Origin of the sequence: Paenibacillus periandrae, assembly GCF_022458865.1 — a bacterium.
In the GTDB taxonomy this organism is placed as follows: Bacteria; Bacillota; Bacilli; order Paenibacillales; family NBRC-103111; genus Paenibacillus_S; species Paenibacillus_S periandrae.
In genome coordinates this window covers 116,825-140,722 of the sequence record NZ_JAJNMU010000011.1, presented here as the reverse complement: position 1 = coordinate 140,722, position 23,898 = coordinate 116,825, and the positions used below count along the sequence as shown (strand labels likewise).

Genomic DNA, 23,898 nt, shown 5'->3' with positions numbered 1-23,898 from the left:
TCACCTCTTTTCATCATTAACATCATCTGCTGCCTTCTGGGTATCAGACTCGGACTCATTACTGACCAGTACCACAGTAATGTTATCATCCCCGCCTGCTGTCAAAGCTTCATTAACAAGCTGCTGAGCAATTTCCTCCAACGATGCTGCTTCCTGCTGAATGGGCGCTACAATCTGCTCGGTACTGATCAAGCTGCTAAGCCCGTCACTGCATAATAGCAAAGTGTCCCCATGCTGCCAGCTCAGATCCTGAATATCAATTTCAATCGTCGATTCGGTGCCGAGTGCACGCGTTAATACGTTTCGACGTGGATGATGTCCAGCTTCTTCTCGCGTAATTTGACCACTTTTCACAAGAACGTTGACCAAAGAATGGTCCTCCGTCAGTTGTTCAATCCCACTTTGGTTAATCCGATACACGCGACTGTCCCCGACATGCCCGATTACAACCGTATCTTCGTCAGCCATAGCTACCACAACTGTCGTTCCCATGCCATGGTAGTTTTCCCTTTGGGAGGCGAACTCAAAAATTTTCTCGTTAGCTAGCTCCACTGCATCCTTCAGGCATGTTTTGCGATCATGTACAGATGCCTCAGCCGCTAAGGACTGCAGGTGTTGATGAATAATATCAACCGCCATCTGACTCGCGATATCGCCAGCCTGATGTCCTCCCATACCATCTGCCAAAATAGCAAGCGCAACTCCATTTATATCCTCTTGAACAACCGCCCGGTCCTCATTAACCAAACGAACGCGTCCAACGTCTGTTAAAGCAGCTGTTTTTAACATCCTTCGCTTCACCTCGCACCTGACTCCATATGCTTCGCCCGCAGTTGTCCGCAAGCCGCCGCGATATCGCTGCCTTGCTCTCTGCGTATTGTGGCGTTGACCTTGTTTCGTTCCAAAATACGTTGAAACGTAAAGATATCATCCCTCGGAGTTCGCACATAATCACGCTCCGTTACAAAGTTAACAGGAATTAAATTTACGTGAGCCATGGGAAAAGACTTAAGCACCTGTGCGAGTTCTTCTGCATGCTCCGGCTGATCATTAACTCCACCCATCAAGGCATATTCGAATGTAATCCGCCGTCCCGTTTTGGCCACATAATATTGACAGGCTTCAATCAATTGTGCAAAAGGGAACCTCCGATTAACCGGCATCAGCTTCGAGCGAAGCGTATCGTTGGGTGCATGGATCGAAATCGCCAGATTCACCTGTGTCTGCTCATCAGCAAATCGATAAATATTCGGTACGATACCGCTCGTTGATACGGTAATGTGCCGCTGACCGATATTCAAGCCCTTAGGATGGATCATCACCTTCAAAAAGGTCATCATGGCGTCATAATTTTCAAACGGCTCGCCAATTCCCATAATAACGATACTGCTGACCCGCTCGCCTGTTGCATCAAGCAGCTGTTGGGATTTCACAACCTGTGCAATGATCTCGCCCGGTGTCAGATTCCGCTTTAATCCCGTCAGTGTAGATGCGCAAAAGGTACAGCCGATGCGACAGCCTACTTGAGTCGTTACACAAACACTGTTACCATAGCTGTGCTTCATGATGACGGTTTCGATGGCATTTTTATCAGACAGCTCAAATAAAAATTTGACAGTTCCGTCCTTCGATGCGTACTTGGCCACCTCAGTCATTGTCACAAAATCAAAATGCTGGCTGAGCTTATCCCGCAGCGTTTTAGGTAAATTGGACATTTCATCGAAGCTTGAAATTCTTTTCACATACAGCCAATCAAAAATCTGTCCCGCACGGAATCCAGGCTCACCGTTCAATTTAATCCACTCTTGCCATTCCTCAAGACTTAAATCATATACATAAGGCTTGGTTCCGGCTTGTTGATCTCGATCTATTAATTTCATCCATCATCACGACCTGTTTGGTTAATTCGTGCTTGATTATAATACACAAACACGGCACATAGGTTTAATTTTAACATAGTTCCAGAACTTACGCTCGTTTCCGGAGCCTTGCAATAAAAAAACCATCCGATAAATGCTCATAAGGATATATTTCGATCGGTTGGGGCTGGTCCCATTCGAAATTAGGGTGCTTGTCCAGAAACTCCCGAACCTGGCCTTCATTTTCGTTATATTCCAAAGTACATGTGCTGTAAATGAGTACGCCCCCGACTTTTAGCAAAGGGTGAATGCTGTTCAAAAGGTCTTTCTGGATCAGGCAAACCTCGTCTAAATCCTGTTCACGCTTATTCCACTTCATATCCGGCTTACGACGGATTACTCCCAGGCCCGAGCAGGGCGCGTCAAGCAAAATACGATCAAAGCTTTCATTCGCAAAATGCTGCGGCAAATCCCGAGCATCGGAAACAAGTGTATGCACGGAAGTTAATCCTAACCGTGCCGCCTGCTCACGGATCAGCTTTTCTTTATGCTCATGAATATCACAAGCCCATATGTCTCCATGGTTGCCCATTTTTTCTGCTATATGAGCCGTTTTGCCGCCAGGAGCTGCACAGCAATCCAGAATCCTTTCGCCCGGATTGGGCTGAAGAGTCTCAGCTACCAGCATGGAGCTCTCATCCTGAATGGAAAACAGTCCGGCTTCATACCAAGGCGTCAAAGCCATATTGCCGCCGTTTTTGACCAAAATTCCATCGTCAGCTAGCTCCGAAGGAGCTGCGTCCACTCCTGCTTCATTCAGTATAACGATCAATTCTTTTCGGCTCAGCTTCATCGTATTCGTGCGGATGCTGACATGCGGTGGTTTGTTATTGGCTTCACACAGTAATTCTGTTCGGGCTTCACCGATTTGGTTTATCCAGCGTTTGACCATCCATTGCGGATGGGAGTGTGTCAACGCAATACGTTCCACAGCAGGCAGATCGGCTGGAATCAGCAAGGTTTCTTTTTGACGAATCACATTCCGTAAAACCCCGTTAACCATGCCGGAAATGCCGGAATGTCCCCTTTTTTTGGCCAAGTTGACTGCTTCGTTCACAATAGCATGATCTGGTACCCTATCCAGGTATAACATCTGGTAAAAGCTCAGCCTTAACAGGCTTCGAACCCATGGCTCCAGCTTAGCGAGGCCTTTGGCAACAAAACGATTCAAAAAATAATCGATCGTATTCAACCGTTGTATGGTGCCATAGACGATTTCAGTCGTTAATCCTGCATCCTGCTTGTCCAGATGATATTGCTGCAAAATTTGATTCAGGAGCAGATTGCTGTACGAATGATCTTGCTCCGTACGTACCAGCACCTCAAGCGCAGCCTCTCGGGCACTGCCCTTGATCTTGGCTGTGCTTGCCTTGTTTTGAGATTTGTTTGCAAATTGAGTATGCGTACCAGACTTATTTGAATGATATTTGTTTGTTTTTGTACTGCTTGTACTGCCATTGTTTCTCTTCGGTTTACCAGCATTTCCACTACCGTTGTTCGTATGATCAAAACTTTGCTCCAATTGTTGTAGCCCCCATTATTAGATACCCTTAGCTACCGAGCTTACACAAACACAGTACCAGCCACAAGTCGGCCACCAAGCACAAATTGCGCTGCCCGCATCGCCTTCTTGCCAGCAGGCTGCAGCTCAGTAATCGTCAGTATACCGGCGCCTGTAGCCACCTGTATCCCCTGCTCGCTAATAGCAACAACCGTACCAGGTGTATTCGCAATCTCTGACTGATTAGGCTTGTCGCAGGACCAGATTTTCAAAACCTCACCATTCCATGTCGTATAAGCTCCCGGTCTTGGATTGAGACCACGCACCTGATTCCATAAGGAGATAGCAGGTCTGCTCCAATCGATTCGCTCCTGTTCCCTGCTGACATTCGGTGAATAGACCGCTTCCTCATGATTTTGGGCAACGGCCTGAATACGACCAGCAAGCAGATCAGGTAATGTATCCAGAAGTAGTTGAGCACCTGCAGCACTCAGCTTATTAAACATAGTGCCTGTCGTATCCGAATCCTCAATTGCAAGCTCGACGCTGCTTATCATATCTCCGGTATCCAAGCCTTCTGCCATATACATAATCGTCACACCTGTAGACGTGTCTCCATTCATCACGGCATGATGAATGGGAGCACCTCCACGATAACGTGGCAGCAGCGATGCATGAATATTAATGCATCCGAGCCGTGGAATCGCCAGTACCGACTTTGGCAATATTTGCCCGTAGGCGGCTGTCACGATCAAATCAGGCTGAAGCTCCCGCAGCTCCTCCACCGACTCAGGTCGGCGCAGCTTTTCCGGTTGCAGGACTGGAATCCCATGCTTGAGGGCCTCTTCTTTAACCGGAGTTGGCGCTAACAGCCGCTTCCTCCCAACCGGACGATCCGGCTGGGTGACCACCCCAACGACTTCAATTCCAGAATAGTTGATCAATGCTTGTAAAGCAGGCACGGCAAATTCGGGTGTGCCCATGAAAACGATTCTCATACTTCACCGCCCTGAGGCTCATTACGATACATCTTTTCCGCTAAATCCGTGTATAATACGCCGTTAAGGTGATCAACTTCATGAAGGATGCAGCGTGCCAGCAATTCCGTCCCTTCTACAACAATTTCTTTGCCGTCACGATCAAGGCCTTTGACCACAACTCGCATAGCGCGGCGAACATCTCCGTTCATACCAGGAATACTCAAGCAGCCTTCGGACCCAAACTGCTCGCCTTCCTCTTCAATCACTTCTGGATTAATAAGTTCAATCAAGCCCTGCTCATTGCCGACATCCATCACAATAACCCGCTTTAATATACCGATCTGTGGCGCGGCCAAGCCGACGCCTTGGGCATCATACATCGTATCAGCCATATCCTTGAGGAGCTTATGAATGTTGGGAGTAATTTTCTTAACTGGCTTGCATATTTCACGCAGCACAGGGTCTGGATCTTTTACAATTAATTTAATAGCCATTGGATGAGCACACCTTTCGTTAATAGGGATAACCAATTTATATGGATTTTTCATCCAATTAGAAGACGGAATCTGCTGCAGCTTATGTTGAATTACATCAACACCTGCGGATCCACATCTATACTGATCGTCAGCTTATGCTGCTTTACTACATCACCAAGAGTGTCCGCTGCTTGCTGAACAAGTCCCGCTATCGAAACTTCTTCACGATATTTTACCATGCATTGAAACCGATATCTATCCTTGATTCGTGAAATAGGTGAAGCTACCGGTCCAAGAATGTCAATGGGCGTAGGCGCCATAGCCTTGGCGAGCTCTTTCAATTTGGATGCTAACGTCTCTGCCGAGCGCATAAGCAGCGGTATTTGTTCATGTGACAACGTTATTAGTATAAGTCTATGAAAAGGTGGATAATCATGGAATTTACGAAAAGTCATCTCTTTTTCCATAAAACTTTTATAATCATGATTGCTGGCACTAATAATACTATAATGCTCTGGTGTATAGGTCTGAATAAATACTTCACCTGGCAGTTCATGCCGTCCAGCACGTCCGCCTACCTGAGTCATCAACTGAAAGGTTCGTTCCGCTGCGCGAAAATCCGGTAAATTCAGTACTGTGTCTGCTGCCAGAGCACCAACAAGCGTAACCTGCGGAAAATCGAGGCCTTTGGCCACCATTTGTGTCCCTAACAGCACATCCGCCTGCTGGTTTCGAAAAAGAGTTAGCCATTTCTCATGAGAACCCTTCTCTGTCGTCGTATCCACATCCATCCGAATCACACGAATGCCAGGGAACAGCTTCCCCAATTCTTCTTCTACTCGTTGGGTTCCGGTGCCAAAATGACGTATATGCTCGCTTCCACAGCTTGGACAGGTCGTCGCTTCACGTTCTGTGTACCCACAATAGTGGCAGCGCAGCGTTCGAGCGGACTGGTGATAAGTTAACGAAATATCACAGTGTGGACAGCCTGCCACGAACCCGCAGCTGCGGCACATCACAAATGTCGCGTAACCACGACGATTCAGCAGCAGTACAATCTGCTCTTTCTTTGCCAGCCTGTCCTCGATCGCTTTATGTAAGCCACGGCTGAACATGGATCGGTTGCCTTTGCTAAGCTCCTCTCGCATATCTATGATGTTGACCTTAGGCAAAGGCCTCCCTTCAACGCGCTCTTTCATCGTCAAAAGCTCAATCGGTGCACGACCAGATATGCCCTGTGTCGCCTCAGGCAATGTCCCGTACATACTCTCGAGCGATGGAGTGGCAGATCCTAATATAACTACAGCTCCGTGCTGCTTAGCTCTTGCTACAGAAACATCACGCGCATGGTATTTCGGACTCTCCTCTTGCTTGTATGAGGATTCATGCTCCTCATCAATAATAACCAACCCAATCTTGGTAAATGGAGCAAAAATGGCAGAGCGGGCACCGATTACGACACTGACCTGCTTGAGCATGATTTTACGCCACTCATCGTACCGCTCGCCATGAGACAGGCGACTGTGCAGCACCGCGACTTGATTGCCAAAACGGCCTTTGAAGCGCTCTACCATCTGAGGTGTTAAAGAAATTTCCGGTACCAGCACAATGGCCTCTCTGTCTTGATCCAGACAGGTTTGAATCGACTGCAGGTAAACCTCTGTTTTCCCGCTTCCTGTCACCCCGTGCAGCAAGAATACCTGATGATTCCGCTTCTGGACAGCTTCGGAAATTCGATTAAATACCTGACTCTGCTCGGGTGTTAGTGTCAACGGCTTGGTACGCGGGAAGTTCCTTTCCGCATACGGGTCACGAAAAACCTCAACTTCCTTAATTGTGAGATGATCCTTGTCTGCCAAGCTTTTGACCGTACTGGCGCTAATCCCCAGCTCATTGAGCAGATCCGTCAGCTTGATCGGATAAGGCTGTTCCGCCAAATACAGCAGCACTTCCTTCTGCTTCATGGATCGGGCTGCAAGCAGCTCAGCCCACTGTCTCAGCTGCTCCGGCTGCCCGGATGGAAAAACCGTGAGTACCTTTTTCGCGGACATCCGGTCTTTAATCATTTGTACTTCAAAAAGCTGCCCTTGCGTGATCATCTGCTTGATCAGGCCGCCTTGATCCGTATATTTTTCTAATAAAGCCCCAATCTCTACTGAGCCCTTATCGCGGATAAAAGCAGCGATTTCCTCCTGAATCGGCAGCAGCATTGTACGCTGGCCTTGTAAAAGCAAATTACCATAATCACCATTCGTATGAATATCGCTCACCTTGATGTGACGTTCGTATTTGGCTTTCAAGGCACCAGGAATCATCGCCTGCAGCGCTGTAATTTCGTGACAAAGATAGGTTTTGCTTACCCACTGAGCGAGCTCCACCAAGTCGGGAGTTAATGGAGGATACAAGTCCATAACCTCTGAAATCGGCTTTAATTTCGCTGGATCAAAGTCCGGACGATCATGCAGCTCAACGACAAACCCCTGAAGCTTTCTCGGGCCAAAAGGGACGCCTACCCGACTTCCAATCGCAACCCACTCCCGCATCGATTCGGGTATCAGGTAATCAAAACCGCGGTTTGTGTGCTTGGATGGAACATCCACAATAACTTTTGCATACATCAGCGCGATTCTGCTCCTTTCACCATCCGTTCTGCAATTCGTAACAACAGCTCACGTGCCACATCAAGCTTACTCATGATTGGCAAAGTATCGACCAAGCCACCCGCATCATATATCCTTACTACATTCGTATCCGTGCCAAAGCCTGCACCCTCCTGCGTAACATCGTTAGCGACAATCAGATCACAATGCTTCCGTCGCAGCTTGTCCAGGGCATGCTCTTCAACATTCTCGGTTTCAGCTGCAAATCCAACGATGAACTGCTTCGTTTTACGTTGACCGATAGTTTGCAAAATATCTGTATTTTTAATCAGAGTTAAAGTCATTTCTTCCGACTTTTTCTTGATCTTTTGTTGAGCACGCTCCAAAGGACGATAGTCGGCAACCGCAGCAGCTTTAATAATCACATCGGAATTGTCAAACCGCTCCAAGACAGCCTCCAGCATATCCTGCGCAGATTCAACCTTCACAACACGTATGCCTGAGGGTACAGGTACAGACGTTTTGCCCGCGATCAGCGTGACATCAGCGCCCATGCTCTGAGCTGCTTCCGCAAGGGCTATGCCCATTTTACCCGATGAATCATTCGTTAAATATCGCACAGGATCTATACGCTCCACGGTACCACCAGCTGTGATTACTATCTTCTTGCCCTCAAGCAATTTTTTTTCGCCGAAATATCGGATAATGGCTGCTACGATATGCTCAGGCTCTTCTAATCTTCCCTTGCCTACATAACCACAAGCCAACTGGCCGGTACCAGGCTCAATGAACTGAACTCCACGAGCAGCAAGCACTTCCAAATTGGCCTGAACTGCAGGATGTGCATACATGTGAACATTCATGGCAGGAGCTATCCACACCGGTGCCATCGTTGCCAGCAATGTCGTGCTCAGCATATCGTCAGCAAGACCATGGGCCATTTTGGCAATGATGTTAGCTGTTGCAGGGGCAACGATCATTAAATCAGCACGATCCGCCAAATCGATGTGGGAAACGACCGATGCATCTTTTTCATCGAATGTGTCAACAATAACGTCGTGCCGGGATAAGGTTTGAAAGGTCAAAGGTGCAATAAATTTGACTGCCGATTCTGTCATAATGACACGAACATCCGCTCCCGCTTGCACCAGCTTGCTGCAAATCGCAGCTGCCTTATAGGCTGCAATGCCTCCACTGACACCAAGAATAATCGTTTTACCCTGCAGCATAGTCGATCCCTCCCCATTTATCGAGAAAAAAATAACAACCACAAGGGTTGTCGTTTAAATGTTCCTTAGGTTTCTTTGTACAGCTTCTCGTAAGAAATAAAATCTTCATAAATTTCTTCAAGCGCGAGACCTACCTGCTTGTAGGACTTTTTGTTGCGAATTTCCGATTTAGAACCGTCACGTAACAATCTTGCCCGTTTGGATGCTGCTACTACCAAGGAATATTTACTATCTACTTTTTCTAAAAGCTCATCAATCGAAGGATACAACATCTTATTTCACCTCAACCATCCACTGTTTTATTTTACTGAATACTCGATCCTTGCGACAGTGCTCGGCTACAATAATGGATTGAATACGTGAACAGGCATTTTCCACCTTATCGTTTACAATCGCATAGTCATAATAATCCATTAATCGGAATTCGTCCATAGCTACTGACATCCGGCTCCTTATCGATTCCTCAGATTCGGTACCGCGGCCAACAATTCGGCTTTCCAATTCATCTAATGAAGGAGGAAGCAAAAATATGAATACACCTTGAGGAAATTTTTGTTTAACCTGAAGCGCGCCCTGTACTTCGATCTCAAGAATGATATCTTTACCGGAATTTAACGTTTCCTCCACGAATTGACGTGGGGTTCCATAGTAATTACCTACATATTCCGCCCATTCCAGTATTTGATCAGTATCGATCAACTTCTTAAATTGTTCCCTAGTTTTGAAGAAATAATTCACACCATCTACTTCGCCTTCGCGAGGAACGCGAGTTGTAGCCGATACAGAATATACCAGGTCAGGAGCACACCCACGCAGAGCCTTACAAACAGTGCCTTTACCAACACCGGAAGGCCCCGATAATACGATTAATATTCCTTTTTCCTTACTCGTCATGATCATCGTCCTTATTGGAAAGTCGATGGGCCACCGTCTCGGGCTGCACCGCAGATAAAATAACATGGTCGCTATCCGTAATGATAACCGCCCGTGTACGACGTCCATAGGTTGCATCGATCAGCATATGCCGATCACGTGCTTCCTGAATAATTCTTTTGATTGGCGCCGATTCCGGACTAACGATGGAAATGATTCGGTTGGCAGACACAATGTTCCCGAAGCCAATATTGATTAGTTTGATAGCCATCTGGTTTCCTCCCACAAGCTTTCCTTTGGAAAGCTGCATCGTAAGCATAATCTTGGACTTTGCTCTGCAAAGCTACTTCGCAAGCACTTGAATTTCAACTAGCTCTCCTATGAAAGCGGCTAACTGAATATTATTATAACTACTCTATATTTTGAATCTGCTCTCTCAATTTTTCCATTTCAGCCTTCATCTCAACGACTATCGTGGTGAGTTCTGCATGATTCGCTTTTGATCCAATCGTATTCACTTCCCGATTCATTTCTTGAAGGAGGAAGTCAAACTTTCTACCGATCGGTTCTGACTCACCTATAAGCTGAGCGCATTGCTGAATATGGCTTTGCAGACGCACTAATTCTTCGTCAATATTCGAACGATCCGCTAATAAAGCGACTTCCATAGCTATCCGTGCTTCATCCAATATAGGCTGCTGCTGCAGCTCCTGTATACGATTGCGAAGCTTGAACGCATACTGGTGTACCACCTGGGGAGCCAGCTTCTGCGCTTGTTCCAGATAACGATTCATGGTTTCGATTCGCTGCTTGATATCCACACATAAATGGGCACCTTCGGATTCGCGCATCTGGGTTAATTGCAGAACTGACGCTTCCGCACAAGCCAGTAATTCGCTTTGAAACTCTTCATCCGTTACTAGAGCAGCTTCCTTAAAGGTAATCAAATCTGGAATGGACATATAATCCCGTACATCCATTGATGATTTCAAACCGAATCTTGTTACAAGCTGTTCGGCTGCCACCTGATAGGCTTCCAGCAGCTGCCAGTTCAGTTCTACCGTACGAGACGACTCGGTATTTCGCTCAATCGTTACAAACAAATCGGCTCTGCCGCGCTTCAGATGCTGCTGCACGGTTTTTTTGAGCAAATCCTCAAATTTCAAATATTCACGAGGGATTCGCACATTAACCTCGCAATAACGATGATTGACCGATTTCAGATCCATTTGCACGATATAACCGGCAAACCTGCAGCTCGCTTGTCCGAATCCGGTCATACTTTTCATCAAGCTGTTCACATCCATTAGCTTATTTTAATTCATTTTGCTAGAGGGTACAAGTGGAAATCGCGCTTTCTGATTTCTCCCATACATATTTGGTCAGATCTGCTGTCATCTCATAGGATAAGAAAGGAGTCATCAAATAAATTCCGTTAAAGTATGGCATTGCCGCATCCAAAAGCTCCTTCGCGATCTGTACGCCCATCGCCCGGCCTTCTTCACCCTTCAGGTCACTCATACGCTGACGCACATCATCCGACAGTTGAATCCCTGGAACCTCATTATGCAAATACTCTGCATTACCACCACTTGCCAGCGGCATAATACCGAGAAAAATCGGGATATTCAAATGCTTGGTAGTCTCATATATTCGTTCAATCAGCTTGGCATCATAAACCGGCTGCGTCATGATATAATCTGCACCTGCTTCGATTTTCCGTTCCAGACGCTGCACAGCCTTCTCCAAATATTTAACATTGGGATTAAAAGCTGCTCCGACAATAAAATTAGCCTTCTTCTTCAGCTGCTTACCCGAGAAAGCAACTCCTTCATTCAGCTGCTTGATCATTCGGATGATCTCAAACGAAGTCAAATCATAGACAGAGCTGGAGCCAGGCAGATCGCCAAAACGTGCCGGATCTCCGGTAACAGCCAATACGTGGTCAATGCCCAAAGCATGCAGTCCCATCATATGAGATTGTGTACCAATCATGTTGCGGTCTCGGCAAGCGATATGAATAAGAGGACGTAGTCCAGTCTGCTCTTTCACCAGGTATCCCAAAGCCAAGTTGCTCATTCGCGTAACAGCCAATGAATTGTCGGCCATCGTTAAGGCATCAATACGCGCTTCCTTTAACGCACGTGCACCCTTCATAAATTTATCAATATCGAGATCACGGGGAGGATCCAGCTCAACAATAACAGTATGACGCTGTTTGACCAATTCAATGATATTCGGTTCAGCAGCAGGCGGTAATCCAGCAGCATTAGCTGCCTCAGACACCGAATCAGTAATGGATTCGACTGAAGCGCTCTTTGCAACAGTTGGTAAGCCTGTATCCCTTATGTCGGACTGCAATTTGTCAATCCGTGATGGATCCGGCTTGTAGCCATTCAATGCTTTCGCCATAAAAGCGATATGCTCAGGTGTCGTACCGCAGCAGCCTCCGATGATTCTCGCACCTAAATCAGCAAATTTCAAAGCCGTCTCGGCAAAATATTCTGGTGTCGCTGCAAAGGTAAAACGGCCATCAACATAATCGGCAATTCCCGCATTCGGGAATACAGAGTATGGAAGCTCAGGTCCGGATGCTGCAGCTTTTTCCAAGGAACGTAATAACCCATTAGGACCGCTGCGGCAGTTAAATCCAACTACATCGGCTCCATGGTGCTTAAGCTTCGCAAAGGCTTCATACAACAAAATACCATCCTCGGTAGTGCCTGCGCCTTCTGTTGCAAATTGGCAAATTACCGGAATATCGCTGAGCTTACGTATAATTTTCAAAGCCAGCAGCATTTCTTCCAGATCCAGAAAGGATTCCAGCAGCAGGCCGTCCACTTGCGTATCCAGTAAAACCTCGATTTGTTGACGCAAATCTTCTTTGAGCTTGGTTGTACGCACATTTTTGCGTTTACCTGCACGGATAGATCCCATCGCCCCAACAACATAAGCATCGCTGCCTACTGCTCTGCGAGCTAATTCCACACCAGCCCGGTTGATCGCTTCCACTTCCTGCTCCAAGCCGTATTTGGACAGCTTCTCACGGTTTGCCGAAAATGTATTCGTTTCGATCACGCGTGCGCCTGCCTCATAATAACGGCGATGCACATCAGCGATAACCTCCGGTTTGAGCAGATTCAATTCCTCGTACGAAATCCCGACCGGAAATCCCATCTGATATAAAAAAGTACCCATCGCTCCATCACCAACCAAAATATCGTGATGAAGTGCTTCCCTTAAGTCAAGCTTCATTTGCTTTTGTCCGCCCTTTCCACTAAGCTGCGATCCTTCTATATGACTATCATTCGTTTATACTTTTATATAGATATGCAGCCTTCGTAAACCTGCTCTGCAGGTCCTGTCATATATACATGATTGTCGACTAAGCTCCATTCAATAAACAAGTCGCCGCCTTTTAAGGAAACCGTCGCTGAACGATCCGATACATCATTTAACACCGAGGCTACCAATGATGCACAAGCTCCGGTACCACAGGCAAGCGTGGGGCCAGCTCCACGTTCCCATACGCGCATATCCATCGCGTTCCGAGCCTTGACTGTTGTAAATTCCACATTTACACGCCGCGGGAACATCGGATGCTTTTCCAGCTTTGGCCCCCACTCCGCCAAATCAAATCCAACTGCATCATCAACATAGATTACACAATGTGGGTTGCCCATCGAAACGGCAGTAAAATGAAACTGTTGTCCATCCACTTCAATCGGATGATTGAGCACCTGTTCCTGGTCCAATACCGTAGGAATTAAGGCCCCCTGCAGAATCGGCTCACCCATATCGACACGCACCGCAGTTACTTTACCTTTAGCTACAGTGAGCTGCACCTGCTGTGCGCCCGCACCGATCGTCTCCACCGTTAAATCAGTTGCTGAGGCATCCATCATACCATGCTCATAAATATATTTAGCGACACAACGAATGGCATTCCCGCACTGCTCGGACTCCGAACCGTCGGAATTGATGATCCTCATCTGATAGTCGGCGATTTTTGAAGGAAGTATATATACAAGCCCGTCCGCTCCAATGCCAAAAAAACGACTGCACAAACGGATAGCAAGCTCATTTGCATCGACAGGCAGCTCTTGCTGACCTGCAACGACAATGAAATCATTCCCAAGCCCATGCATTTTTGTGAAATTCATAGCCGTTCCCTACTTTCTACCCTGATCCCTATAGTGTTGATAGCCATTATCATAACGCAAAATGACAGGTATGCATAGTTTTTTGGCAAAATTCCGTTTACTATAAATGTACAAAATACGAAATGCCGAAACCTGGAATTTAACCCCAGGCCTCGGCACGAATCAAACTATTAACGAATAACAGGCTTAGTCGTTCCATAACGAACGGGCTTGCGTTTGGACGGCTTGCTCATTAAGCTGCCAAATCCCATTAGGAAAGTTGGAATTCCTGCGAATACGAGGACAACGATCCAATCCATAATATCCAGTGGAACGGTTTTAAAGATAGGCTGCAAGGGCTCGATGTACAGCACCGCCAGCATCAGCAGCAATGAGGACAGTACCGCCAGAACCAGATAACGATTTTGCAGCGGATTGCGATGAAAGATAGAACGTGAGCTGCGGCAATCGAACACATGGATCAACTGCGCCATAACCAAGGTGGCAAAAGCAACCGTCTGTGCTTTAATCAATGTTGCTGCATCATCATGCAGCCCCTGCTGCAGAGCAATCAGGAATGCCGCCAAGGTGCAAATGCCGATCAGCATGCCTCGAGAAATAATTTTCCAGCCCAACCGCCGGGCAAAAATATTTTCACGCGCGCCACGCGGCTTCTGCTGCATTAAATCCTTTTCAGCTTGATCGACGCCAAGCGCCATGGCCGGAAGTCCATCTGTAACCAGATTGACCCATAAAATCTGAATCGGAACGAGCGGCAGCGGCAAGCCCGCCATCATCGCAAAAAACATCGTCATGATCTCGCCGACATTGGATGCCAGCAAATACCGGATAAACTTGCGAATATTTTCGTAAATACCGCGCCCTTCCTCAATAGCGGAAACAATCGAAGCAAAATTATCGTCACTTAATACAAGCGAAGCCGCTTCCTTGGACACATCCGTTCCACTAATTCCCATCGCAATTCCAATGTCTGCCGCTTTAATAGCCGGTGCATCATTAACACCATCCCCGGTCATCGCAACCACATGGCCCTGTCGCTGCAATGACTTGACAATGCGCAGCTTATGTTCTGGCGACACTCGTGCATAGACGCTTGTATCATTGACCAGTTTGTCAAGCTCATCGTCACTTAGCGCCGTTAACTGCTGTCCGTTTAAGGTTAATCCATTTGATGCAGGCATGATCCCCAGCTGCTTGGCTATTGCTTCGGCTGTTCCTTGATGATCACCGGTAATCATCACAGTTTTGATGCCAGCCTTGCGGCATTTCGTTATGGCATCCCTGACTTCCTTGCGCGGCGGGTCAATCATTCCTGTCAAACCGATGAAAACCAGACCGTTCTCAACCTCAGCTTCCTCCGTGCAGCTCTCAGTTGGCTTCAGATCGCGATAAGCAAGTCCCAGAACACGCAATGCGTTGTTCGCCATACCTTCATTGGCAGCAAGCACCTTTTGTCGGAGCGTTGGAGTAAACGGAATCACCTTGTCATCCCACAATACATAGCTGCACTGCATGATGAGCACATCGGGTGCCCCCTTGGTGCAAGCCATGCGCCCTCCCTGATGCTCTACAAGCACCGACATGCGTTTACGCTCAGAGTCGAAGGGAAATTCGCTCGTACGATTGAACAAACCTGATAAGGAAGGAACGGTCAGTCCAGCCTTGGCTCCCAATACGATAAGAGCGCCTTCTGTTGGATCCCCCTGCAGGCTCCAAACACTTTTCGTCTCATCCGCAGTCTGTTTTTTACGCTTTGTCACTTCTGTCTGCTCGGTGAGCTGTGCATTGTTGCACAATACAGATACTTGCAGCAGCTTGCGCAGCATCAAATGGTTGCGCATATCGATACGTTCGCCTTTCAGCTTGATATCCCCCTGCGGCTCGTAACCTTCCCCTGTAACCTCAAGAATATTTCCACCCAGCCATAAATGGGTAACGGTCATTTTGTTTTGAGTTAAAGTTCCTGTTTTATCCGAGCAGATCACGGAGGCACAGCCCAACGTCTCCACCGAAGGCAGCTTGCGAACAATCGCTTTACGCTGGATCATCCGTTGAACTCCCATAGCCAGTGCGATTGTTACAATAGCCGGCAGCCCTTCCGGAATTGCTGCTACCGCCAAACTGACTCCCGCCAAAAACATACTGTAGGGCTCCTGCCCATGCAATATGCCAGCTACTACAACGAGGAGGGTTAGCACCAATGCAACGATAATCAATATTTTCCCAAGCTGCTCCAGCCGATGCTGTAGTGGCGTCTCGGTCGATTCTGTATTTTGGATCAGATCAGCAATTTTCCCCATTTCCGTATGCATCCCGGTTCTAATCACTACAGCCCTCGCTGTTCCACGTGTGACCATCGTACCCATGAACCCGAGATTGCGCTGATCGCCTAGCGAAACCTCATCACCTTTCAAAGCTTCGGTGTGCTTATTAACCGGCACGGATTCACCTGTTAATGCCGATTCTTCGGCATATAGGCTGTTTGTTTCAATAAATCGTAGATCTGCGGGGATTCGGTCTCCACTTTCAAGCAGGACTATATCTCCCGGGACCAGTTCGCGGGCTGGAATTTGCAATATCGTCTCATCACGAAGGACACGGGCGTTTGGAGCGGACAATTCTTTTAACGCCCGTAAGGAGCGCTCAGCCCGATATTCTTGAATAAAACCAAGAATACCGTTCATAATAATGATCGCAACAATTGTAATTGCATCCAGATATTCCCCAAGCAGACCTGAAATTAAAGTTGCTCCAACGAGAACCAGCACCATAAAATCTTTAAACTGGCCCAGAAATAAAGTAATTGGAGACAGCTTGGGACCGTCTGATAGTTCATTTCTGCCATTTTGCTCCAATCGCTTCTCTGCCTCTAACGAGGTTAATCCCAGCAAGGTCTGCATGTTCTGGGCTTCCATCGTTTCCTCGCTTGTCATTTGATACCACTTCTTCTGACTCATTCCGTATTACCTCCCATAAGGTTGCTCTGATACCGCCTTGCGAAAGGCTGCAAAGCTCAATTTTCATTACAAATTCCTCATGAGTAAATGTATTCAGACAAGCTGCGAAATAGCACAAATGAAAAGTCGCTTAAGTTTTTGTCCAAAGTATGGCATGATAGAGGGTGAACTATAAGTTCATTTAAATTATTAGTACGAACGGAGTTGTAATCAATATGTCGTTAGACGGTCTCGTCGTCCATAGTTTGGTACAAGAGCTTCAAGCCTGCGTGGGCGGCCGAATTAATAAAGTTCATATGCCCTCAGGCAATGATATCATACTGCAGCTTCGCGCTCAGGGCAGTAATCTAAAGCTGCTGTTGTCTGCCAATCCAACTTATCCCCGCGCGCATCTTACCGACAAATCTTATGCTAACCCGCTGGATGCGCCCATGTTCTGTATGCTGCTGCGCAAGCATTGCGAAAGTGGTATTATCGAGAGCATTACACAGCCTGGTCTGGAGCGGGTCATCCATATAGGCCTGAGACAGCGCGATGAGCTTGGGGATGTGAGCAACAAAACGATCATTATTGAGATCATGGGACGGCACAGTAATATCATTTTACTGGATCCATCTACAGATACGATCATTGATGGAATCCATCATGTAACCCCTGCGATCAGTAGTTATCGTATCATTATGCCTGGCAGCCGTTATACTGCACCTCCCGAGCAGCATAAGGAGCAGCCTTTTCACATTGAACGCGACTCCTTTATTGAGCTGATGACGCAGGCGCCCTCTGTCCAAACTGAGCAGGATGACCCCTTTAAGGCACCTGCCAAGTCTGCTCAGCCTTGGGATGATCTTACCTGGGAGCAGCGTCTTGTCGCTCGGTTTAGCGGCTTCAGTCCTCTGGTAGCCAAAGAAATCGTACACCGGACTCAGCCCAAGATAACCGTTGCGCACACACCTGCTGAGAGCGCCTCTCATCTGTGGGAGCCCTTCTTCTCCATCATTAATCAACTGCGGTCAGGCAGTGGCGCACCTAATATTTGTGAGCAAACGGACACGGGAAAAGCTTATTTTTCCGTTATTAAGCTGACCCATCTGCAAGGAGAAATCCAATATTATGATACGGTGAGCCAATGCCTTGAAGCCTTTTACGGAGATAAAGCAGAGCGCGATACCGTCAAGCAACGGGTGTCCGATTTACTGAAGTTTCTTCAAAATGAACGAAACAAAAATGCGAAGAAGCTGGAAAAGCTGCAGGAAACGCTCGACGAGGCGCAGGACGCTGACAAATTGCGAGTACTTGGCGACTTGCTGACAGCTTCCATGCATCAGATTCAGAAAGGCACTTCCGCAATTGAAGTCATCAACTATTATGATGAAGAGCAGCGTATGATTACCATTCCACTCGATCCTCTGCTCACCCCTTCAGAAAATGCACAGCGTTATTTTAAAAAGTATACCAAAAGCAAAAACAGTCTCATTGCGGTAAAAGTACAAATGGAGCAGACTCACGAGGAAATTCTCTATTTGGACAGCTTGCTGCAGCAGCTGGGTACAGCCTCACTTAGCGATATCGCCGAAATTCGTGATGAACTCATTGATCAAGGATACATTCGCGACCGCAGTAAAAAAACACGCAAAAAGAAGCAAAATCAGCGTCCTCTGCTGTCCTGCTTTACTTCTAGTGAAGGTATTCCGATCTATGTCGGGAAAAATAATACACAGAATGAGTACTTAACGAATAGGTTGGCTCAGTCCGCAGATACCTGGCTGCATACAAAGGATATTCCTGGCTCTCACGTTGTTATTCGCAGCATACAGTTTGGAGATGCAACCCTGCATGAGGCTGCCCAGCTTGCCGCTTATTTTAGCCAAGCCAAGGCATCCAGTCAGGTGCCAGTCGATTATACGATGATCAAGCATGTCCGCAAGCCGAGCGGCGCCAAGCCGGGATTTGTGATTTATGATCATCAGAAAACTTTGTTCATTACCCCTGATGCTGATGGGATCAAACAGCTGCCTATGAGTATCAAGTAGAGCGGACCCTCCCAAACCCTCCCTATAGGGAGGGCCCCAAAGGGCGCTGCCCTCTGGACTCCCTTTGCTGAGTGCGGACTTTTGGTGTTCTCGGGGCGCTTTTCGTCCCTGTGGGACACGCTTGACTGCGGTGAGTGACTTCGAGTGGATGCGGACTCTTGGTGTTCTCGGGACGCTTTTCGTCCCTGTGGGACACGCTTGACTGCAGTGTGGTGACTTCGAGTGGGGCGGGCTTTTGTGGGATTAAGACGCATCGTCCCTACGGGACTCGCTTGGTGCTACTTAAGACACTTTATTAAGAGTGCCAGGTGCTTGTTAGCTTTTGTAAATATGCCTTTAGGGCGTCCTGAAGGTCTTCGCGCTGAAGTGCGATTTCGATGGTTGCTTCGAGATAGCCGATCTTATCTCCGACGTCATAACGTCTGCCTTGGACCGGGCAGATGACCATAGGGCTCTGACTGTTCAGTATGCGCAGCGCATCGGTCAGTTGGATCTCACCGTTTCTGCCAGGCTCACAATTTTCCAGTATGTTGAAAATCTCCGGTTGAATGATATATCTGCCGATGACAGCCAGGTTCGATGGTGCATGGCCGCGGTCCGGTTTTTCGACCAAATCCTCGATATACCGATAATAAGGGTGGACCACAGAGGAAGGTGAAACGATTCCGTATTTGTCCACATCCTCCCACGGCACTTCTGATACTGCGATTACGGATGTTTCCGTATGCTCATACAGCTCGATCATTTGCTGCAAGAACGGCGGCTCTGCCTGAATAATATCGTCGCCAAGCAGCACGGCAAACGGTTCATTGCCTATAAATTTACGTGCGCACAATACGGCATGCCCGAGACCAAGCGGCTGCTTTTGGCGAATATAATGAACATCGGCAAGGTTCGACACATCCTGCACGAGCTTTAACAGCTCCAGATTCCCTTTTTCCTCCAGCATCATTTCCAGCTCAACGGATTTGTCAAAATGATCCTCAATCGCTCTTTTATTACGACCGGTCACTATCATAATATCTTCAATGCCGGAAGCAATCGCTTCTTCAACAATATATTGAATCGCCGGTTTATCGACGATCGGCAGCATTTCTTTGGGCTGGGCTTTGGTCGCAGGTAAAAACCGGGTTCCCAGACCTGCGGCTGGTATGATTGCTTTACGTATTTTCATCCTAATCCTCCTGAACTTCTACCTTTCTCCTTATTCACAGCTTTTGTTTATCCTCAATAAGCTGTTGAACAACAGATATTTCGATTTTTTTTGAGCCTATAGGCGAATGGAATACAACTCCGCCCCGCTCACCATGAAAATCCGATCCTGCCGTCACAATCAGCTGATACTGCTTGGCGATAGACAAATAATGCTGCTCCTGCTCGACCGTATGATCCGCATGATATACCTCGATGCCCGCTAAACCGCTTTCGACAAGCTCACCGATTAATTGATCCTGTCCATACAGACCAGGATGGGCAAGCACGGGAACCCCTCCAGCATCCCGAATCCATCCAATTGCAGTTGCAGGCTCAATCCGCGGCGGATTGACATAAGCAGCACCTTCTTTTCCAAGAAATCGGTCAAATGCTTCAGCAATAGTGCCGACATATCCCTTGCGCAGCATGGCATCGGCGATATGCGGCCTACCGAGCGTTTCATCGACTTTTTTCGATGCTTGCAGAGATGCACGTACTTCATCCATCGTGAGTGGAACACCCAGTTCATTCAGCTTCTCAAGCATCATTTCGTTCCGTTTGTCCCTAACACTCCTCAGATTCGCCAACCGCTCCAAAAACAGCTCATTTTCGTAATCCATCCAATACCCAAGAACATGGATATCCTCGCCGCCAGCTATCGTGCTGATCTCAACGCCAGGGACAACCTGAATTCCATATTGCTCACCCGCAGCTATCGCTTCCTGAAGCCCTGCTACTGTATCGTGATCAGTTATCGCTATAGCCCCGAGTCCTGCCGCCACAGCAAGCCGTACATTTTCAGCTGGTGGCTGCATCCCATCCGACGCCAAAGTGTGACTATGCAAATCCGCGTACATCATATGACCCCTCTTTTCCTGATTCTGATTCGATAATAACTCCAATAATCCAGAATATACCATTCCTCGACAATTGGTCAACCTGCTTTTATAGCCATTGACTCAAATCCCGTTCGCGCAAAAAGGTCAAAAAGGTGACGGCCGATATTGGCAAAATGGTTGAATTCAGATAAATCGCATGGAAGCTGCGAGTAAAGCAAACGCCTTCGATTTTTTTTACGACTAATACACCCAGCGCCGCTTCATGCTTGAGAGAGGATTGGGACAATATGGAGATACCCAGGCCAGCTTCTACAGCCGATTTAACAGCACCGGTACTGCCAAGCTCCATAACGATCTTCATATCGCCCGGATCACAGCCTGCACGAGCAAGCTCTTCCTCCATAACCGTTCTCGTCCCCGAGCCTTGTTCTCTTAAAATAAAAGGATACTTTAGCATCTCTTCCAATGTAACGATCGGCATGTCAGCCAACGGATGGTCTTTTGAAACAATAAGCATTAATTCATCATTCATCACAGCTTCCACATGCACATCCGGGTGATGCACCTCTGCTTCCACAATACCAAAATTCAATTGGTGGTTCAGCACTTCATCAAGTATTTGTCTCGTGTTGATGACCTTCATGCTAATTGAAATGTTCGGATATTCCTTTCCAAAAGGCCCGAGCAAGCGAGGCAATATATATTCCCCTACAGTCATACTGGCCCCTAAGTGAAGCCTTCCTTCCAGCATATGTGTAAATTTGGACATACTGATGTCCGTTTCTTTTATTAGGTCAATACTCCGTTTGGCAAATGGCATTAAGGTTCTGCCTGCTTCCGAGAGTTCAATCTTTTTCGTGGAACGATGAAACAGCTTGGTACCAAAATAATCCTCTAACGATTGCACCTGCATCGTAACAGCGGGCTGAGTCATGTGAAGGGCTTGTGCCGCATATGAAAAACTGCCTTTCTCCGCGACTGTATAAAAAATATGAAGCTGATGAAAATTAAGTGCCATGATCTGCGTACCTCCAACATGCTTTGGTAGACCTATTATAGCAAATAAAAAAAGAGCATGCTGCATCTACGCAGAATACTCTTTGGAATCCTTTATTATCGGCGTTTCCGGCTGTTTTTGATCAAAGTCATTCGACGTGAATGACGCAGCCAAGAGTAATAAGATTTCAAATCCCTAAGCTCAATCGTTTCCGACATACGTCCTAAAAAAGTGACAATGACCATCCGATGCAGCTTTGGACCCGTCTCGCTAATGTTCTCCATATCTGTGAATTCAGCGATCAAAACCAAATCGTCATCCACCAGATAAGCATCTTCACCATTCTTGTAATAAGACTTGATCTGGCCCGCTTTTAAGCGGTTCCATAAAAAGGCACAAATATCTTCAAAACCCGTTTTTTCATGCTCAACACGGTCATTCCAGCGGATTTGGGCATGATTCGTGATAACGATATCCGTAATGCTTTTGTTACCTAATGAAACAAAAAACGGTTCACAACCATTTGATCGTTCTATCGTTCTATCCCTCATAAATCATAACCTCCCGCCTATGTAAATAGTCCTTTAAACCTATGTACAGCATAGTTCTTCTGTATATTTTACATTACTGAAGAATGATTGACAAATAAATTATTCTTTAGTTAAATCTTGTAAACTTGATACTTCACAGCAAAAAAAGCCTCCGACATCAGAAGCTTTTCCTCCGAACATGTATATAATAAACCCATATACCTCATTATATAAACAAAAAATTACATACCATTTATAGGGTATAAAAGTTTGATTTATCAGCCCCGTTGTTAGTATACTCGGTTTGAATTTCATTCCGATAGGACCGTTCGACTTTTTTGACAAATGCCAGCTTTTGCAGCTGCTTCATCGTTTCCTCCAGCTTACTTGCATGGACATACATGGCCGCATAATGTAACCTTTTGGAAATAAAATGCACACTTCCATAACGCTCCAAATGCTTGTTCGCTGCTTTGAGATCTGTCACCCAAACAATAAGACCGCTTCGATCGGTTAACATCAGCATTACCTACTTTCTATAGAGTCAAATGAAAGGATGATGGACTGTGGACAACGGAGAATTAAATATTCACATCATACGAGGTACCCTAACGGAAAGCCGGCACATCGTTCATCTCGCTGTCATGGATATAAACCGCAAGCTGATTGTCTCCGCGGGAAATCCATCTTTTTATACATTTGCACGTTCAACAGCCAAGCTGCTCCAAGCAATTCCACTGCTCGAAGCTGGTGGAGCAGAGCGCTTACATCTTGATGATAAGCAAATCACCTTGATATGCGCTTCCCACAATGGCGAGGATGAACATGCCAGATGGGTTGATCGTACTCTGCGTCAACTTAATCTTGATGAAACCGCATTATGCTGCGGGATTCATGAACCGTTTCATGAACCTACAGCAGAACGTTTAAAGCAGGCTAACCAGCCATTCACACCGCTGCGCAATAATTGCTCAGGAAAGCATACAGGCATGTTGGCTTTAGCTCAAATGCTTGGAATATCCAATCACTCCTATATCGAGATCACGCACCCCGTTCAACAGCTTATGCTTCACGTCATCGCGGAGATGAGCAATTTATTGCCGGAGCAGATTACACTTGGCACAGATGGCTGTGGCGTTCCCGTATTTGCAATGCCTCTGGAGGCATTGGCCTTTGCCTATGCACAGCTCGGGAACCCTGTTAATCTGAGTTCTGCCCGTAAGGAGGCTTGCAGCCGTATTATCAGGGCCATATCCAGTGAGCCCTATTATATCGCAGGGAGTGATCGATTCGACACTCGACTGATTGAGGTCACTAATGGACGTATCATTGGAAAAATGGGCGCTGAGGGCTTGTTCACCCTCACCATACCCGAGAAGAGCTGGGGAATTGCACTCAAGATTGAAGATGGCGCCAAACGTGCCCTATATCCAGCTGTCATGGAAACGTTAATTCAACTAAATCTGCTGCAGGATCAGGAAATTGAAGCCTTGCGTTCTTTTCATCATCCGGCTATCAAGAACTGTCATGATCATATCGTAGGCAGTATCCAGCCGAATGCTACGTTTAAATGGCATCACGATTAAAGCTCTCAAACTGGAAATAACGTT

At 46.9% G+C, this 23,898-nt stretch carries 21 protein-coding genes; 2 read left to right on the top strand and 19 right to left on the bottom strand.

Going from position 1 to position 23,898, the window contains the following annotated elements:
• From LRL21_RS19530 to LRL21_RS19465, 14 genes are all read right to left on the bottom strand, one after another.
• The gene (locus LRL21_RS19530; protein ID WP_240417479.1) at window positions 1–789 is read right to left on the bottom strand and encodes a Stp1/IreP family PP2C-type Ser/Thr phosphatase; all 789 of its coding nucleotides are present in this window, start codon (window positions 787–789) and stop codon (window positions 1–3) included.
• Window positions 790–797: 8 nt separating this feature from the next.
• Window positions 798–1,880, bottom strand: coding sequence for a dual-specificity RNA methyltransferase RlmN (gene rlmN, locus LRL21_RS19525; protein WP_240417478.1), 1,083 nt, complete (start codon window positions 1,878–1,880; stop codon window positions 798–800).
• Window positions 1,881–1,968: 88 nt separating this feature from the next.
• Window positions 1,969–3,441, bottom strand: coding sequence for a 16S rRNA (cytosine(967)-C(5))-methyltransferase RsmB (gene rsmB / locus LRL21_RS19520; RefSeq protein ID WP_275900813.1), 1,473 nt, complete (start codon window positions 3,439–3,441; stop codon window positions 1,969–1,971).
• A gap of 41 nt (window positions 3,442–3,482) precedes the next feature.
• Entirely contained in the window at window positions 3,483–4,418 is a 936-nt protein-coding gene (gene fmt, locus LRL21_RS19515) for a methionyl-tRNA formyltransferase (RefSeq protein WP_240417477.1), read from the bottom strand.
• Window positions 4,415–4,894 carry a peptide deformylase gene (gene def / locus LRL21_RS19510; RefSeq protein WP_076232587.1) on the bottom strand — a complete coding sequence of 160 codons (480 nt, stop codon included), beginning with the start codon at window positions 4,892–4,894 and terminating at the stop codon, window positions 4,415–4,417. Before def ends, fmt begins: the two co-directional genes overlap by 4 nt.
• Window positions 4,895–4,986: 92 nt before the next feature.
• Window positions 4,987–7,494, bottom strand: coding sequence for a primosomal protein N' (gene priA, locus LRL21_RS19505; RefSeq protein ID WP_240417476.1), 2,508 nt, complete (start codon window positions 7,492–7,494; stop codon window positions 4,987–4,989).
• Window positions 7,494–8,705 carry a bifunctional phosphopantothenoylcysteine decarboxylase/phosphopantothenate--cysteine ligase CoaBC gene (gene coaBC, locus LRL21_RS19500; protein WP_240417475.1) on the bottom strand — a complete coding sequence of 404 codons (1,212 nt, stop codon included), beginning with the start codon at window positions 8,703–8,705 and terminating at the stop codon, window positions 7,494–7,496. The genes priA and coaBC overlap by 1 nt, the downstream gene beginning before the upstream one ends.
• Window positions 8,706–8,770: 65 nt before the next feature.
• Window positions 8,771–8,977, bottom strand: coding sequence for a DNA-directed RNA polymerase subunit omega (rpoZ, locus tag LRL21_RS19495; RefSeq protein WP_240417474.1), 207 nt, complete (start codon window positions 8,975–8,977; stop codon window positions 8,771–8,773).
• A gap of 1 nt (window position 8,978) precedes the next feature.
• Entirely contained in the window at window positions 8,979–9,599 is a 621-nt protein-coding gene (gene gmk, locus LRL21_RS19490; protein WP_076232578.1) for a guanylate kinase, read from the bottom strand.
• Window positions 9,589–9,849, bottom strand: coding sequence for an extracellular matrix/biofilm regulator RemA (remA, locus tag LRL21_RS19485; RefSeq protein ID WP_009672664.1), 261 nt, complete (start codon window positions 9,847–9,849; stop codon window positions 9,589–9,591). The genes gmk and remA overlap by 11 nt, the downstream gene beginning before the upstream one ends.
• Window positions 9,850–9,988: 139 nt before the next feature.
• Window positions 9,989–10,870: a YicC/YloC family endoribonuclease gene (locus LRL21_RS19480; protein ID WP_240417473.1), complete on the bottom strand. Its 882-nt coding sequence runs from the start codon at window positions 10,868–10,870 to the stop codon at window positions 9,989–9,991.
• A 37-nt stretch (window positions 10,871–10,907) separates the two neighbouring features.
• A complete protein-coding gene (locus tag LRL21_RS19475) occupies window positions 10,908–12,833 on the bottom strand; it encodes a bifunctional homocysteine S-methyltransferase/methylenetetrahydrofolate reductase (protein ID WP_240417472.1) in 1,926 nt (641 codons plus the stop codon).
• Window positions 12,834–12,898: 65 nt separating this feature from the next.
• Window positions 12,899–13,741, bottom strand: coding sequence for a diaminopimelate epimerase (gene dapF, locus LRL21_RS19470; RefSeq protein WP_240417471.1), 843 nt, complete (start codon window positions 13,739–13,741; stop codon window positions 12,899–12,901).
• Window positions 13,742–13,911: 170 nt separating this feature from the next.
• Entirely contained in the window at window positions 13,912–16,698 is a 2,787-nt protein-coding gene (locus tag LRL21_RS19465) for a calcium-translocating P-type ATPase, SERCA-type (protein ID WP_240417470.1), read from the bottom strand.
• Between the two features lie 215 nt (window positions 16,699–16,913).
• Here LRL21_RS19465 and LRL21_RS19460 point away from each other — a divergent pair, with 215 nt between their 5' ends.
• Window positions 16,914–18,728 (top strand): Rqc2 family fibronectin-binding protein, encoded by a 1,815-nt coding sequence (locus tag LRL21_RS19460; RefSeq protein WP_240417469.1) that lies wholly within the window; start codon window positions 16,914–16,916, stop codon window positions 18,726–18,728.
• Between the two features lie 295 nt (window positions 18,729–19,023).
• Here the strand turns inward: LRL21_RS19460 and galU are convergent, their stop codons facing one another.
• The 5 genes from galU to LRL21_RS19435 form a co-directional block, all read right to left on the bottom strand.
• The gene (galU, locus tag LRL21_RS19455) at window positions 19,024–19,902 is read right to left on the bottom strand and encodes a UTP--glucose-1-phosphate uridylyltransferase GalU (protein WP_240417468.1); all 879 of its coding nucleotides are present in this window, start codon (window positions 19,900–19,902) and stop codon (window positions 19,024–19,026) included.
• 34 nt (window positions 19,903–19,936) lie between these two features.
• Window positions 19,937–20,782, bottom strand: a complete 846-nt coding sequence (locus LRL21_RS19450; protein ID WP_240417467.1) for a PHP domain-containing protein — start codon at window positions 20,780–20,782, stop codon at window positions 19,937–19,939.
• Window positions 20,783–20,867: 85 nt separating this feature from the next.
• Window positions 20,868–21,779, bottom strand: a complete 912-nt coding sequence (locus LRL21_RS19445; RefSeq protein WP_240417466.1) for a selenium metabolism-associated LysR family transcriptional regulator — start codon at window positions 21,777–21,779, stop codon at window positions 20,868–20,870.
• 95 nt (window positions 21,780–21,874) lie between these two features.
• Window positions 21,875–22,309: a hypothetical protein gene (locus tag LRL21_RS19440; RefSeq protein ID WP_240417465.1), complete on the bottom strand. Its 435-nt coding sequence runs from the start codon at window positions 22,307–22,309 to the stop codon at window positions 21,875–21,877.
• Window positions 22,310–22,541: 232 nt separating this feature from the next.
• On the bottom strand, window positions 22,542–22,808 hold the full coding sequence (locus tag LRL21_RS19435) for a YlbG family protein (protein ID WP_240417464.1): 267 nt from the start codon (window positions 22,806–22,808) through the stop codon (window positions 22,542–22,544).
• Between the two features lie 46 nt (window positions 22,809–22,854).
• On the opposite strand from LRL21_RS19435, the gene LRL21_RS19430 reads away from it, so the two are divergent.
• The gene (locus LRL21_RS19430; protein ID WP_240417463.1) at window positions 22,855–23,874 is read left to right on the top strand and encodes an asparaginase; all 1,020 of its coding nucleotides are present in this window, start codon (window positions 22,855–22,857) and stop codon (window positions 23,872–23,874) included.
• Window positions 23,875–23,898: the final 24 nt, after the last annotated feature.